At 71.0% G+C, this 12769-nt stretch carries 9 protein-coding genes and 1 pseudogene; 6 read left to right on the top strand and 4 right to left on the bottom strand.

Features of this window, described 5'->3' with window-relative positions:
- Positions 1-6 precede the first annotated feature (6 nt).
- Both cpaB and DDW44_RS19440 read right to left on the bottom strand, forming a co-directional pair.
- Positions 7-717 carry a Flp pilus assembly protein CpaB gene (gene cpaB / locus DDW44_RS19445; RefSeq protein WP_108907207.1) on the bottom strand — a complete coding sequence of 237 codons (711 nt, stop codon included), beginning with the start codon at positions 715-717 and terminating at the stop codon, positions 7-9.
- A 112-nt stretch (positions 718-829) separates the two neighbouring features.
- Positions 830-1690, bottom strand: coding sequence for a hypothetical protein (locus DDW44_RS19440; protein ID WP_108907206.1), 861 nt, complete (start codon positions 1688-1690; stop codon positions 830-832).
- Positions 1691-2120: 430 nt separating this feature from the next.
- On the opposite strand from DDW44_RS19440, the gene DDW44_RS19435 reads away from it, so the two are divergent.
- Entirely contained in the window at positions 2121-3830 is a 1710-nt protein-coding gene (locus DDW44_RS19435; protein WP_027734209.1) for a chitinase, read from the top strand.
- Positions 3831-4135: 305 nt separating this feature from the next.
- Here the strand turns inward: DDW44_RS19435 and DDW44_RS19430 are convergent, their stop codons facing one another.
- Entirely contained in the window at positions 4136-5413 is a 1278-nt protein-coding gene (locus tag DDW44_RS19430; RefSeq protein WP_108907205.1) for an Nramp family divalent metal transporter, read from the bottom strand.
- Between the two features lie 181 nt (positions 5414-5594).
- Here DDW44_RS19430 and DDW44_RS19425 point away from each other — a divergent pair, with 181 nt between their 5' ends.
- The 5 genes and pseudogenes from DDW44_RS19425 to DDW44_RS33230 all read left to right on the top strand — a co-directional run bounded on the left by DDW44_RS19425 (position 5595) and on the right by DDW44_RS33230 (position 9864).
- Entirely contained in the window at positions 5595-6980 is a 1386-nt protein-coding gene (locus DDW44_RS19425) for a M14 family metallopeptidase (RefSeq protein WP_108907204.1), read from the top strand.
- Between the two features lie 272 nt (positions 6981-7252).
- On the top strand, positions 7253-8536 hold the full coding sequence (locus DDW44_RS19420) for an alanine racemase (protein ID WP_108907203.1): 1284 nt from the start codon (positions 7253-7255) through the stop codon (positions 8534-8536).
- A gap of 309 nt (positions 8537-8845) precedes the next feature.
- Positions 8846-9091, top strand: a pseudogene (locus DDW44_RS19415) (type II toxin-antitoxin system RelE/ParE family toxin); the annotation flags it as partial.
- The gene (locus DDW44_RS19410) at positions 9088-9411 is read left to right on the top strand and encodes a helix-turn-helix domain-containing protein (protein ID WP_108907201.1); all 324 of its coding nucleotides are present in this window, start codon (positions 9088-9090) and stop codon (positions 9409-9411) included. The pseudogene DDW44_RS19415 and the gene DDW44_RS19410, both read left to right, overlap by 4 nt.
- A gap of 318 nt (positions 9412-9729) precedes the next feature.
- Entirely contained in the window at positions 9730-9864 is a 135-nt protein-coding gene (locus DDW44_RS33230) for a hypothetical protein (protein ID WP_279634810.1), read from the top strand.
- Positions 9865-10153: 289 nt separating this feature from the next.
- Here the strand turns inward: DDW44_RS33230 and DDW44_RS19400 are convergent, their stop codons facing one another.
- The gene (locus DDW44_RS19400) at positions 10154-12442 is read right to left on the bottom strand and encodes a peptidoglycan recognition protein family protein (RefSeq protein WP_208647982.1); all 2289 of its coding nucleotides are present in this window, start codon (positions 12440-12442) and stop codon (positions 10154-10156) included.
- Between the last annotated feature and the right edge of the window lie 327 nt (positions 12443-12769).

Here is a 12769-nt window from a genome sequence, read left to right as displayed (position 1 = left end):
CGTCTCTCACTTGTCCCCTTCGAGGGTGTAGGTACCCTCCCCGGGGCGCAGCTGGGTCGAACCGCCGTCGGCGAGCAGCGCGAGCCGCACGTTCACCGCGAACGACTCGGCGTACGCCACGCGCTGGGCGTCCTTGGTGGTGAGCGCGAAGGTGATCGGGACGGCCTCGCGCAGGGCGCCCCGCCTGTCGTCGTCCCTGGGCTCGAGCGCGGTGAGCCGGCCGACGTCGATCACGCGGGCGTTGGGGACGATGACGCGGGACTGCGCCTTCGTCCGGCCCTGGTCGTCGGCGGCGAAGGTGGCGTAGATGTTGACGGAGTCGCCGGCCCTGATCTTCCCCGCCACACCCGTGGCGGCGTCGATCATGATGGCTATCTCCTGCTCGTCGCGCTCGAGTGTCGGGCGTGTGACGAACATGTCGTCCTGGAGCAGCGAGCCCTTCTTGAGCTGGGTGACGGCCACCTTCCCGTCGACGACCGACACATCGGTCACCGCGTTCTCGGAGAGCCAGCGCTCGGGCATGGTGATCTTCTCGAACTGGTTCGGGCGCAGCGCCTGGTACGGAGCGACATCGGACTTGACCCGGTATGCGGCGACCTCGGGTCCGACCTTGGAATTCACGTCACTGATCACCGAGAGCACGCCGGCGAACGCGCCGAGGGCACACAGGACCGACAGGAGCAGCAGGACGACGCCACGGCGTTGGCGTGAATTCATGAGCGGGGCGACCTCGATGGAAGACGGGGGCTGACGGGCGGACTGGTACGTGCGGTGGGGCGCGCATACGGCCGGGCCGCCGCCGTGCCGCACCCACCGCGCCGGCGGCGCATCACGGCCCCTGGTGCGTCGGCGTTCCTCCGCCGAGGGCACCTGTGGAGTGCGTGCGGTGCTCGGCCGGGGCGAGTGGCGCCGAACAGAATCCGCATCGGTCACCGATGAGTTCGATGCCGCACCAGGTGCACACCTCCCGTCGCACCGAGGAGACCAGTTGGTAGACCACGGAGATGTCGGCGAGGAACGCGGCGAATTCGATCAGTCGCGAGGTGCCCCACCACCGCGGGGAATCGGCCGGCAGCGCGGTCTCCTCGATTCCCCCTACCCGCCAGGCGGGGGCGAGGGTCGCCTCCACCCATTCCGACTGCAGCTGCCCTCGGGCCACCATGAGCTGTGTGGCGAACTGGGGGCCGGTCAGTTCGCCCTGGCCGATTCTGACCAGTTGGGGGCTGGGGTTGGCGACGACGCCGAACTGCGTTCCGGGAACCCAGGATTTGGCGTGGGACTTGAGGCCCACGGGGACCCGGTCGAGTCGGGTGACCGAGTTGAGCAGCGCGCCCGCCCAGACGTAGTGGGAGAGCAGCCTGGCGGCGGAGGCGACCACTCCGGCACTGAAGTCGCAGACGGACAGCTGGCGCAGCTGCCTGGCCAGCACGGACACCCCGAGTGGCGGCAGGTCGAGCTTCAGCAGCGCGATCCGGTCGCTCTCCAGGACGGAACGGACCGTGTGCAGTCTGCGTTCGTGGGCGGCGGGAATGGACGCGGGGTAGAGGGCGATCACATAGCCGTTCTGCTCGACCAGGACCTGCATATCGGCGAGTGCCGCTTCCAGCGGCTGGTCGTCCGGCGCGTGCAGCAGCGCCGCGGTGGGCGTGTGGCTGTCCGTCGGCGGCAGCACCAGGTCGGCGCTGGTCACAGCAATCGCGGTCGGCACGCTGATTCCCCGTTCGGCTCCGGCCGCCGCAGCGACGGCGACCGCAGTTCCCCTGCGCTTCGTGCTCCTCCTGCATCAGCACTTTATCCACGTCCTGGAGGTTCGGAGAACAGCTTTCGGAACCCGGCAACCCAACCCTCACGCAATAGCCACCGGCCAAAGCGGACGAAGCCGCCAGAGGTTAACTCCCGTATCAGCGAACGTATTTCGGTCGGCGTTTCTCCGTGCGCCGGCCACCGGCACACTCCGGCGCACGCCGCCTTGCCGTACCCCGTCCGAGGGGCAAGGGCCCCCGTGGGCACCCGCTCCGCCGGAGGGCTTGACAACCCGATTGGTCTGGACCAACTTTGGTCGTGCGGTGGCCACCGTTCCGTACCTCCTCCTCCCCCGACTCCCCCACGGAGGCAGCAAAGTGGACCGCACCACACGCAGACGCAGACGCCTGCGGAGCCGGCTCGGCGTAGTTCTGGCGCTGGCCGTAGGCGCCGGACTGGGACTGACAGGTGGGGCCGGTACCGCCCTGGCCGCCGACGTCAACAACGCGCGGAACGCCGGGTTCGAGTCGGGACTCACCGCCTGGACGTGCTCCGCCGGGAGCGGGGCGGCCGTGTCGTCACCGGTCCGCACCGGGGCGGCGGCGCTCCGGGCCACGCCCTCCGGGCAGGACAACGCCAAGTGCTCGCAGACCGTGTCCGTGAAGCCCGACTCGACCTACCGGCTCAGCGCCTGGGTGCAGGGCTCCTACGTGTACCTCGGCGCGAGCGGGACGGGGACGACCGACGTGTCGACCTGGACTCCCGGCGGTTCCGGCTGGTCCCAGCTGAGCACCACCTTCACGACGGGCCCGGGCACGACGTCGGTCACGGTCTACACGCACGGCTGGTACGGGCAGCCCGCCTACCACGCCGACGACGTCTCGGTGTTCGGGCCCGACGGGGGCGGTGGCGGTGATCCCGACCCGGTGGTGCCGCCGGCTCCGGCCGGGCTCACCGCGGGGTCGGTGACCTCCTCGTCCGTGGCCCTCGGCTGGTCCCCCTCCTCCGGCGCGACCGGGTACCACGTGTACCGGGACGGCACCAGGGTCCAGTCGGTCACGGGCACCTCGGCGACCGTGACCGGGCTGGCCGCCTCGACGTCCTACCGCTTCCAGGTGTCCGCCGCGAACGCCGCCGGAGAGTCGGCGAAGTCGGCGGCGGTGACCGCGACCACGTCGGGCGGCGGCACCCCCGGCAACCCTTCGGTGCCCAGGCACGCGCTGACCGGCTACTGGCAGAACTTCGACAACGGCGCGACCGTGCAGAAACTGCGGGACGTGTCGCCGCAGTACGACATCATCGCGGTCTCGTTCGCCGACTCCACGCCGACCGCCGGTGAGATCGTGTTCAACCTGGACCCGGCCGTCGGCTACCGGTCGGTGGACGAGTTCAAGAACGACATCGCCGCCAAGAAGAGCGCCGGGAAGTCGGTCGTCCTCTCCGTCGGCGGTGAACGGGGAAACGTCGTGATCAACAGTGACGCCTCCGCGACGGCCTTCGCCGACAGCGCGTACGCGCTGATGCGGAGCTACGGCTTCAACGGCGTCGACATCGACCTCGAGCACGGCATCAACGCGACGTATCTGACCAAGGCGCTGCGGCAGCTGTCCCAGCGGGCCGGCTCCTCGCTGGTCCTGACGATGGCCCCGCAGACCATCGACATGCAGAGCACCGGGACGGAGTACTTCAGGACCGCGCTCGCCGTGAAGGACATCCTCACGGTCGTCAACATGCAGTACTACAACAGCGGTTCGATGCTGGGCTGCGACCAGAAGGTCTACTCCCAGGGCTCGGTGGACTTCATCACCGCGCTCGCCTGCATCCAGCTGGAGGGCGGACTGGACGCGTCCCAGGTGGGCATCGGGGTCCCCGCCTCGCCCAGGGCGGCCGGCAGCGGCTACGTCGATCCGCAGATCGTGCGGAACGCGCTGGACTGCCTGACCCGCGGCACCCACTGCGGCTCGTTCAAGCCGTCGCGTACGTACCCCGCCCTGCGCGGTGCGATGACCTGGTCGACGAACTGGGACGCGACGGCCGGCAGCACCTGGTCCGCCGCGGTCGGACCGCACGTGCACAACCTGCCCTGACCCGCCGGCCGGTCGGCTGTCGGCGGTCGGCGCCGACCGTGCGGCCCGGTCCCTGACCGTCCCAGTCCTCCCGGACAGGCAGCGCCACCGTCCCCACCGGTGGCGCTGCCGCCGTTCGGGCCCGGGCCGCCCGGACCGCCCCCGGACCCCGGGGGGTGCCGGGACCGGCGCCCAAACCCCGGGGTCCGGAGCTAGGCCCGGACCCCGGGGGCCGGGACCGGCGCCCGGCCCGCCGGGTGCCGTACCGGCCGTTGCGCCGGAGGAGCCGCCCGCCGTGTGTCACACCGTCCGCTACGCCGGGATGCTCACCACGGGAGTTCCCGCACCTGCTGTACGCACAGGACGACGAACAGCAGCCCCGCCACGCCCAGCATCGCGTTGCTCAGCCGCCCGTTGCGCCACTCCCGCGGGGTGCGCGCCGAGTTGAGCAGCCAGACCAGGGTCAGCGCCAGGAACGGCATGAAGAAGGCGCCGATCACGCCGTAGGCGATGACCAGGCCGAAGGGCTGGTCGAGGAAGAGCAGCGAGATCGGCGGGAAGGTGAGCCACAGCAGGTAGCCGCGGAACGCCGGCGACCTGTCCCGCGGTGTCCCCGCCGGGGCCAGCGAGGGGCGGTAGTGGGCGACGAAGTCCGCGAACAGCAGGCTGACGCCGTGCCAGACGCCGATCAGCGAGGTGAAGGAGGTGGCGAAGAAGCCGACCAGGAAGATCTTCGCCGTGGCGGCGCCGTAGCGGTCCGCCAGGATCGTGCCGAGGTCCAGCAGGCCCCTGTCGCCCTTGGCGATCGCGACTCCCGAGGAGTGCAGCAGCTCGGCACCGACGAAGAGCATCGCGACCACGAAGACCCCGGTGGTCAGGTAGGCGACGCGGTTGTCGAGCCGCATGACCTTCATCCAGCCGGCGTCCTTCCAGCCCTTGGCGTTGACCCAGTACCCGTATGCGGCGAGCGTGATGGTGCCGCCTACGCCGCCGATCAGCCCGAGCGTGTAGACGAGGGAGCCCTCCGGGAGGACGGGCACGAGACCGGCGAGCGCGTCCCCCAGGTTCGGCGCGACGCGCACCGCCAGGTAGACGGTGACCACGAACATGACGCCCACCATGACCGTCATGACCTTCTCGAACACGGCGTAGCGGTTGAACCACACGAAGGCCAGCCCGACGAGACCGCAGAGGATGCCCCACCACTTGAGGTCCATCACGTCCGGGAACAACGCGCCGAGCGGCAGCGCGCTGGACGACATCGCGGCGGCTCCGTAGACGAAGCCCCAGACGATCACGTACCCGACGAAGTAGAACGTGGTCCAGCGACCGAGGCTGCGCCAGCCGTCGAAGAGGGTGCGGCCGGTGGCGAGGTGCCAGCGCCCGGCCGCTTCGGCCAGTGAGATCTTCACCAGGCAGCCGACGACCGCCGCCCACAGCAGCGTGTAGCCGAACTTGCCGCCCGCGATCAGGGTCGCCACCAGGTCGCCCGCGCCGACGCCCGTCGCGGCGACGACGATGCCGGGGCCGATGTGCCGCCAACTGGCTCTGCGCATCACCGGGGCCGCCGTCCGTCCTGCCGGTTCCTCCACCGTGTCCGCCATGCGTGTGGTCCTGCCTTCCCGTTCGTGCCGCGCGTCCCGTTGGTCAGCCAACCGGTGACCGGCCTGTGCTATTGACCGGGGCATGCCATACCCCGACCATGTGCCCGACACACCCGAACAACCGTCAGCACATCCGCACGTCGCATCCAGCAACCCCCACACTCCCCACCCAGGAGACAGCATGCGACTTCGCACACGCGGCTCCGGCATCCCCGGCCGCACCGGCGGGCGCCGCGGCCGGAGATCCGCCACCCGGTCCGCCACCCTCGCCGGCCTGCTGGCACTCGCCGTGGCCGCGCCTCTCACGGCGAGCGCCTCACCGGCACCCGAACCGTCCGCCGCCTCGACCGCCGCGGCCGACGAACGGACCCGCCAGTACGAGATCCACGGCCCGTCGACCGTCACCGAGCGCACCGCCATCGCGGCCACCGGCGTCTCCGTCGACGAGGTCCACGACCACACGGTCGTGGTCAGCGCCGACGCCGCCCAGGCCAAGCGGCTCCGCGCCCTCGGCCACGACCTCGAACTGCTGCCCGCGCCGCCCTCCCGCAAGACGGCGGGCGTCGCGGTGCAGCCGTTCGACTTCCCGCCCGCGGACTCCCGGTACCACAACTACGCCGAGATGACCGCGGAGATCGACCAGCGCGTCGCCGCCCACCCGAACATCATGAGCAAACGGGTGATCGGCAAGTCGTACCAGGGCCGGGACATCGTCGCCATCAAGATCAGCGACAACGTCGGCACCGACGAGAACGAGCCCGAGGTCCTCTTCACCCACCACCAGCACGCCCGTGAGCACCTCACCGTGGAGATGGCCCTCTACCTGCTGCGCGAACTCGGCGACGACTACGGCACCGACTCCCGGATCACCAACGCCGTCAACGGCCGGGAGATCTGGATCGTGCCGGACCTCAACCCGGACGGCGGCGAGTACGACATCGCCACCGGTTCCTACCGCAGCTGGCGCAAGAACCGTCAGCCCAACTCCGGCTCGTCGGCCGTCGGTACGGACCTCAACCGCAACTGGAACTACAAGTTCGGCTGCTGCGGCGGTTCCTCCGGCTCCCCCAGCTCGGACACCTACCGCGGCAAGTCCGCCGAGTCCGCCCCCGAGGTGAAGGTCGTCGCCGACTTCGTGCGCTCCCGCGTCGTCGGCGGCAAGCAGCAGATCACGGCGGGCATCGACTTCCACACCTACAGCGAGCTGATCCTGTGGCCGTACGGCTACACCAAGTCCGACACCGCGCCGGGCATGACCCAGGACGACCGCGACGCCTTCGCCACCGTCGGCCAGAAGATGGCGGCGAGCAACGGCTACACCCCCGAGCAGGCGAGCGACCTCTACATCACGGACGGGTCGATCGACGACTGGCTGTGGGGCAACCAGAGGATCTTCGGCTACACCTTCGAGCTGTACCCGAAGAGCTTCGCCGGCGGCGGCTTCTACCCGCCCGACGAGGTGATCGAGCGGGAGACCAGCCGCAACCGCGACGCGGTGCTGCAGCTGCTGGAGAACGCGGACTGCATGTACCGGTCCATCGGCAAGGAGCAGCAGTACTGCTCCTGAACCGTACGATCCGCCCGAGCGGGCGGTGACGGCGCAGGCCCGGCGGCAACCCGCCGGGCCTGCGCCCGTTCCCCCTCCCGGACGCCGGCGCCCGAAGCCCGTCCGGTCCCGCGGTGTCCGCGGGCCCCCTGACGTGCCTCCCCCTGCCGCGGCCTGGTCTGATGGGTCCACTGCCCCGGCACCCGGCCGGGACGCCGGCCGGTCCGAGCGCGCCGCGTCACGATCGACCAGCGTCGCGCAGCACGCAACGCCACCCGCGGAGGAGGCACACCATGCCCGCCGACAACACCGTCGAAGGTCTCGACCGGCTCGACCGCGAGACCGTCGACCACCGCTTCAAGGCGCTCCCCCCGGACGCCGAGGGCCTCACCGTCGGTGAGCTCGCCGCGCAGCGGCGCAACCTCTTCACGGGTGGCTTCACCACTCCCGTGCTCGCCCTCTCCGCGGCGTCCCTGGAGCACAACCTCGCCGTGCTGGAGACCTACGCCGAACGCCACGGCCTGGCATTCGCCCCGCACGGCAAGACCTCCATGTCGCCGCAGCTGTTCGCCCGGCAGTTGGAGCGCGGGGCCTGGGGCATCACCGCCGCCGTCCCGCACCAGCTCCGTGTCTACCGCGCCCACGGGATCCGGCGCGTCTTCCTCGCCAACGAGCTCGTCGACCCGGTGGCGCTGCGCTGGCTCGCCGCCGAGCTGGAACGGGACCCGGACTTCCGGTTCGTCTGCTACGTCGACTCCGTGCGCGGCGTGGAGCTGATGGACGAGGCGCTGCGCGGTACCGCCCGGCCCGTGGACGTCGTGGTCGAACTCGGCGCAGGCGAGGACGCGCGCACCGGCGCCCGCAGCGAGGCCGACTGCACCGCCGTCGCCGAAGCCGTCGCCGCGACGACGACCCTGCGGCTGGTCGGTGTCGCGGGTTACGAGGGCGAGTTGCCGGACGCGACCCCGGAGCGGGTACGCGACTGGCTGCACCGGCTCGTCTCGCTCGCCGTCTCCTTCGACAAGGACGGCCGCTTCGCGGACACGGACGAGATCGTCGTGAGCGCCGGCGGCAGCGCGTGGTTCGACACCGCCGCCGAGGTGTTCGCGGAGCTTCCCGCGCTGTCCCGCCCGGTGCTGAAGCTGCTGCGCTCCGGCGCGTACGTCTCCCACGACGACGGCCAGTACCGGCGTCTGACGCCGTTCAACCGGGTGCCCGAGGAGGGCGCGCTGGAGCCGGCGTTCCGGCTCTGGGCCCAGGTCGTGTCCCGGCCGACCGGGCACCAGGCGTTCGTCAACGCGGGCAAGCGCGACGCGGCGCACGACCTCCACCTCCCCGAGGCCCAGGTCGTCCGGGACGCCCGCGACGGCTCGGTGCGCCCCGCCGCCGGCATCACCGTCAACCGGCTGTCGGACCAGCACGCCTGGCTGACCACGGACACGGACGCGGACCTGGAGGTCGGGGACTGGGTCGGCATGGGCCTGTCCCATCCGTGCACGTCGTTCGACAAGTGGCAGCTGATCCCGGTGGTGGAGCCCGACGGCACGGTCACGGACTACATCCGCACCTTCTTCTGACCGCCCCATCGGGCCACCTCACCGGGCCACCCGGCCGCCCCACCCCACCGCCTCACCGCCTCACCGCCTCACCGACCTGCGTGCCGTGCGCCCCGATCGACGGCACATAGCCATCGACGGCGCGTCCGACATCGAGCACGGGAAGCGCGCGGACGCCGCTGGGCAGGCGCCCGCCCGCACAGGTGAGGCTGGGTCTCCGTCGGCGGAGCCGTATGTGGCCGGAACGCTCCCGTTCGGGTGAATGCCGGGCGGATCCGAGAGCCGCCCCCCTCTCATGGAGTTTAGCCTTCGCTAAACTCCATGAGAGGGGGTATGTGGCTGGTGGACCGGATCAAGGGGTCCGTACGGCACAACCTCAAGGAGCTGCGCCCCGGGTCGGCCGGTCGCAGCGAGGTCCGCATCCTTTTCGTGTTCGATCCCTGGCGCTCGTCGGTTCTTCTGGTGGCCGGGGACGAGGCCGGTGACTGGAATGCCTGGTACGCCAGGGCGATCCCCTTGGCGGAACGCCTGTACGCGGAGTACGTGACCGCCCGCACGGAGGAGCTGGGACGATGACCGGACGGATCAAGTGGACGGCGAGTGGGCACCGCGAGCGTGCCGAACAGCTCGCGGGCGGGCCCGAGGCCTTCCTGCACGGGGCCGAGCAACTGCTGGCGGAAGCCCGCGCGTGGCGGCTCACCGAGATGCGGGAGGAGCGCGGCTACACCCAGGCTCAGGTGGCCGAGCGCATGGGTGTGAGCAAGGGGCGCGTGTCGCAGATCGAGAGCGGACAGGTCTCCGGCACCGACGTCATGGCCCGCTACATCCAGGCGCTCGGAGGAAGCCTGATGCTCGTGGCGGTCTTCGGCGACGGCGACCTGCGCAAGGTCGGCTGAGGACGCCTCTGCTCACCGCGCTGAGGCGCCGGGTACGGCAGCCTGACCGACCACCTCCCGATCGAGGGCACGCCCCGGCCGAGGGCACGTCCACGTCGCAGACAGCGACGGCGACGGCGACGGCAAGAGCGACAGCCCCGCATCGTCCGGGCCCTGCCCGGAGCCCGAGGCGCCCGCCGCACCGTGCAGTGAGAGACTCGTCGACTGCGGCCCGACAGGAGGGTGGACGTGGAGGAAGAAACCGCACGGCGGCACGCCGTCACTCGCTTCTTGCTGAGGGTCGACAGGCCGCTCCATTCACACCGGGGGACCATGGCGATGATCGTCCTGGTTTTCGGCGTGACACTCGCCCACCCTCCCCTCAGCCTCATCGGGTCCGCCGGCCTGTTGGCCGCGTGGGGAGCCGCCGGGTATGTCGGCAGGAAGCACCAGCAGAGCGGCAACGCCGGCTGACCCGGGAACCGGCTGCTGCCCGCGGCCCGTTCGTCAGCGGGGACGGGCCGCGCGCGGACGTCCCCCGGACCGGCTCCCCCCACGCCCTGATCGGCGGCGCCTTCCGGCGACCTGCAAGGAGCCCTCGACCGCGCCGGATCCACCCGCGCAGGGCACCGGTGCCCTCGCCGACGCGTCGCATGAGCGGGCACGCGTCGCACGAGCGGCACGCGAGGCACGCAAGGCACGCGAGGGCGGTCGCCGCCCCGGCCCGGTGGGCGCGGTGCCGGGGCGGCCGTGCCGGTTTCGGCTACTTGAGGTAGACGAGCCCGTCGGTGGTGATGGTGGGGCGGCCGCTGGTGCCGACGACGACGATCTTGACGGTGTGCTTGGCGCTGGCGCTCCAGGTCTTGGTCCAGATCGCGTCGCGGTACTTGGCGGTGGACGACTTCAGGTCGACCGTGGCGGCCTTGACGCCGTCGACATAGACGTACGCCTGTCCTGAGCCGGTGGCCCGGGAGACCACCCAGGCCGCGGACCTGCCGGTGAAGGTCCAGGTCAGGCTCGCGTTCTTGGCGGAGCTGGAGTAGGACTTGCCGCCCAGATAGCTGCTGGACGACTTGGTGGTCCACGTGCCCGTCCTCGTGGCCGAGGTCTCCTGGAGGATCACCGGGGTGCCGGTGGCCGTGGCGGCGGCGGTGTTCCCGGCCTGGTCGTAGGCGGTCATGGACCAGGTGGTCGCCGCACCGGACTTCGCCGTGTGGGCGGCGCTGTAGGTGGTGGGGCCGTACGTCTTGGCCACCGGCGCGGTCAGGCGTACCTCCTTCAGCGCGGCGCTGTCGGTCGCCTTCCAGCTGAGGGTGAGGGGGACGGCGGTGGTGTTGACAGTGCCGGTGCGCAGGGCGAGGGAGGGCTTGGTGGTGAAGGTGGGCGCCGTGGTCTCCGCGATGACGGTCGCCGCGGCGGAGGTGGCGGTCTTGCCGGACTGGTGGACCGCCCGGACGCTGACCTTGCGGGTGCCGACGGCGAGGGTCGCCTTGGCGGAGGTCGCGGTGCCCGCTGTGGTCGCGGCGACCTTGCCGTCCACCAACAGCTCGTACTTCGAGACCAGCGAGGACGGGGTGGTGGCCGACCAGTTCACGGTGACGGACGCCTTGGTGTAGTACGTCGTCCCCGAGACCCCGGCTCCGGTGATCGATGTGATCGCCAGACCGCTGACGGGGCCTCCGGCCCAGGAGCGGAGCCTGCCGAGCTCGCCGTAGAAGGCGTCGCCGGGGCACTGGGTGTTGTAGCCGTCGCGGTGGCCGTGGATGACCGGGAAGGACAGCTGCGCGCCGCCGGCCCAGGTCTTGCCGGTGTAGTTGCGGCCGCCCGCGCCCGCGGTGAGCGTGGTGGTGCCGGCGGGGTCCACGCCGTACTGGCCGAGCTTCCACGCGGCGATCCGCGCGACGGAGACCATCGCGGCCTGCGAGGGTGCGGTGTCGGTGTAGGTGCCCAGGACGGAGATGCCGGTAGTCTCGGAGTTGAAGCCGTAGGCGTGCGCGCCCATCACGGGCCGGTCGACGCCGCCCTTGCGGCCCTCGTAGACGGTGCCGCACTTGTCGACGAGGAAGTTGTAGCCGAGGTCTTTCCAGCCGAGCTGCTGGACGTGGTAGGCGTAGATGCCGCGCACGACCGCCGGGGCCTGCTCGCAGGTGTAGGAGTTCGACTCGGCGGTGTGGTGCACCACCACCGCCTTGATCTTCTCGCCGGGCAGATAGCCGGGCTCCTCGGGGCTGATCGACTCGTCCGCGCCCCAGCTGGCACGGGAGGTGATCGGTGGCTGCGGCGCCGTCGACGGAGGCGCCGGCGGCACGCTCACCGTGGGGGTGGGGCTCGGCGTCCCGGACGCCGACTCGGACGGCGGCGGGGAGCTGGTCGGCGTCTCGGACGGGACCGGCGGCTCACTCACGGGGGGCTCGCTCGCGGGAGGAGTGGTCGGCGGCTCGTCGCTGGGAGAGCCCTCCGGCGCGGGCGTCTGCGAGGTCTCGGCCCCGTCCGACGGCGGGTCCGTGGGCGTGGGCTGCTCGGTCTCCTCGACGGAGAACGCCGCGGGCTCCATCGCGGTGACCTTGCCGCTGCCGGGGTCGATCATGTCCAGCCGCAGACCGGCAGGTAGCCCGGCGGACGTCGCCGCACCTGACCGTGCGCGGACCTCCACACCATCGGATGCGCCGGCCCATGCAGGCTCGGTGCCACCGCGTACGGCACCGCGCTCGCCCTGCCCACTGTCACCGTCGAGGCGGAGCCAGCGTGACCACTGGCCGGACTCCACCGACCGGGTCCGGACCTCGACCGTGCCGGAGAAGCGGGTCGCGGGATCGGTCCATGTCACACCCAGCATGCTGAACCGCTCGGTGTCCCGCTGCGCCAGAGCCGCGGAGCGGCCGTCGTCGCTCGCCGTCAGCCGCTCCGTCCGGGACTGGGCCTTGACGGGACCGGGTCTGCCGTCCGGAAGGGCCTCGCTTCCCGAACCGCCGGTCACCTGCTGGAAGATCAGCACTCCGGTCAGCCCCACGACGGCCGTGGCCGCCGTGCCCCATAGCCGACGCCGCTCCATTCAGCCCACCCCTCATCCACAAACGCCCGGTAAGGGGCGATATGGGTGCGACCCCGGTCGCACTCCCTCCCCTGCAGATCGAGAACGTACACCGTCGTGCCCCTGCACCGTCATCCGGATGGCGCCGCAGGGGCATCACCGACGCAAATCCGGGCAGGAGTCCCCGGATCCCTGTCACAAGTCGATGTCGATCTTGTAGTCCTGACACCCAAAACTGCCTGCGTGGTGCCCAGTTGAGGGGATTCATCCCTCTTTTTGATCTCGGTACGGTCATCCGTGCACTGCACAGGCAGTGCACATATGTGATGAAGAGACCGAGGAATCATG

The organism is Streptomyces tirandamycinicus, from assembly GCF_003097515.1.
In the GTDB taxonomy this organism is placed as follows: domain Bacteria; phylum Actinomycetota; class Actinomycetes; order Streptomycetales; family Streptomycetaceae; genus Streptomyces; species Streptomyces tirandamycinicus.
Note: the sequence above shows the minus strand (reverse complement) of the source record. Positions and strands in the feature narration are given on the sequence as shown.

Coding starts and splice junctions, on each gene's coding strand:
- DDW44_RS19400 (WP_208647982.1), bottom strand. CDS start 12,442: ATGGAGCGGCGTCGGCTATGGGGCACGGCGGCCACGGCCGTCGTGGGG.
- DDW44_RS19425 (WP_108907204.1), top strand. CDS start 5,595: ATGCGACTTCGCACACGCGGCTCCGGCATCCCCGGCCGCACCGGCGGG.
- DDW44_RS19410 (WP_108907201.1), top strand. CDS start 9,088: ATGACCGGACGGATCAAGTGGACGGCGAGTGGGCACCGCGAGCGTGCC.
- DDW44_RS33230 (WP_279634810.1), top strand. CDS start 9,730: ATGATCGTCCTGGTTTTCGGCGTGACACTCGCCCACCCTCCCCTCAGC.
- DDW44_RS19420 (WP_108907203.1), top strand. CDS start 7,253: ATGCCCGCCGACAACACCGTCGAAGGTCTCGACCGGCTCGACCGCGAG.
- DDW44_RS19430 (WP_108907205.1), bottom strand. CDS start 5,413: ATGGCGGACACGGTGGAGGAACCGGCAGGACGGACGGCGGCCCCGGTG.
- cpaB (WP_108907207.1), bottom strand. CDS start 717: ATGAATTCACGCCAACGCCGTGGCGTCGTCCTGCTGCTCCTGTCGGTC.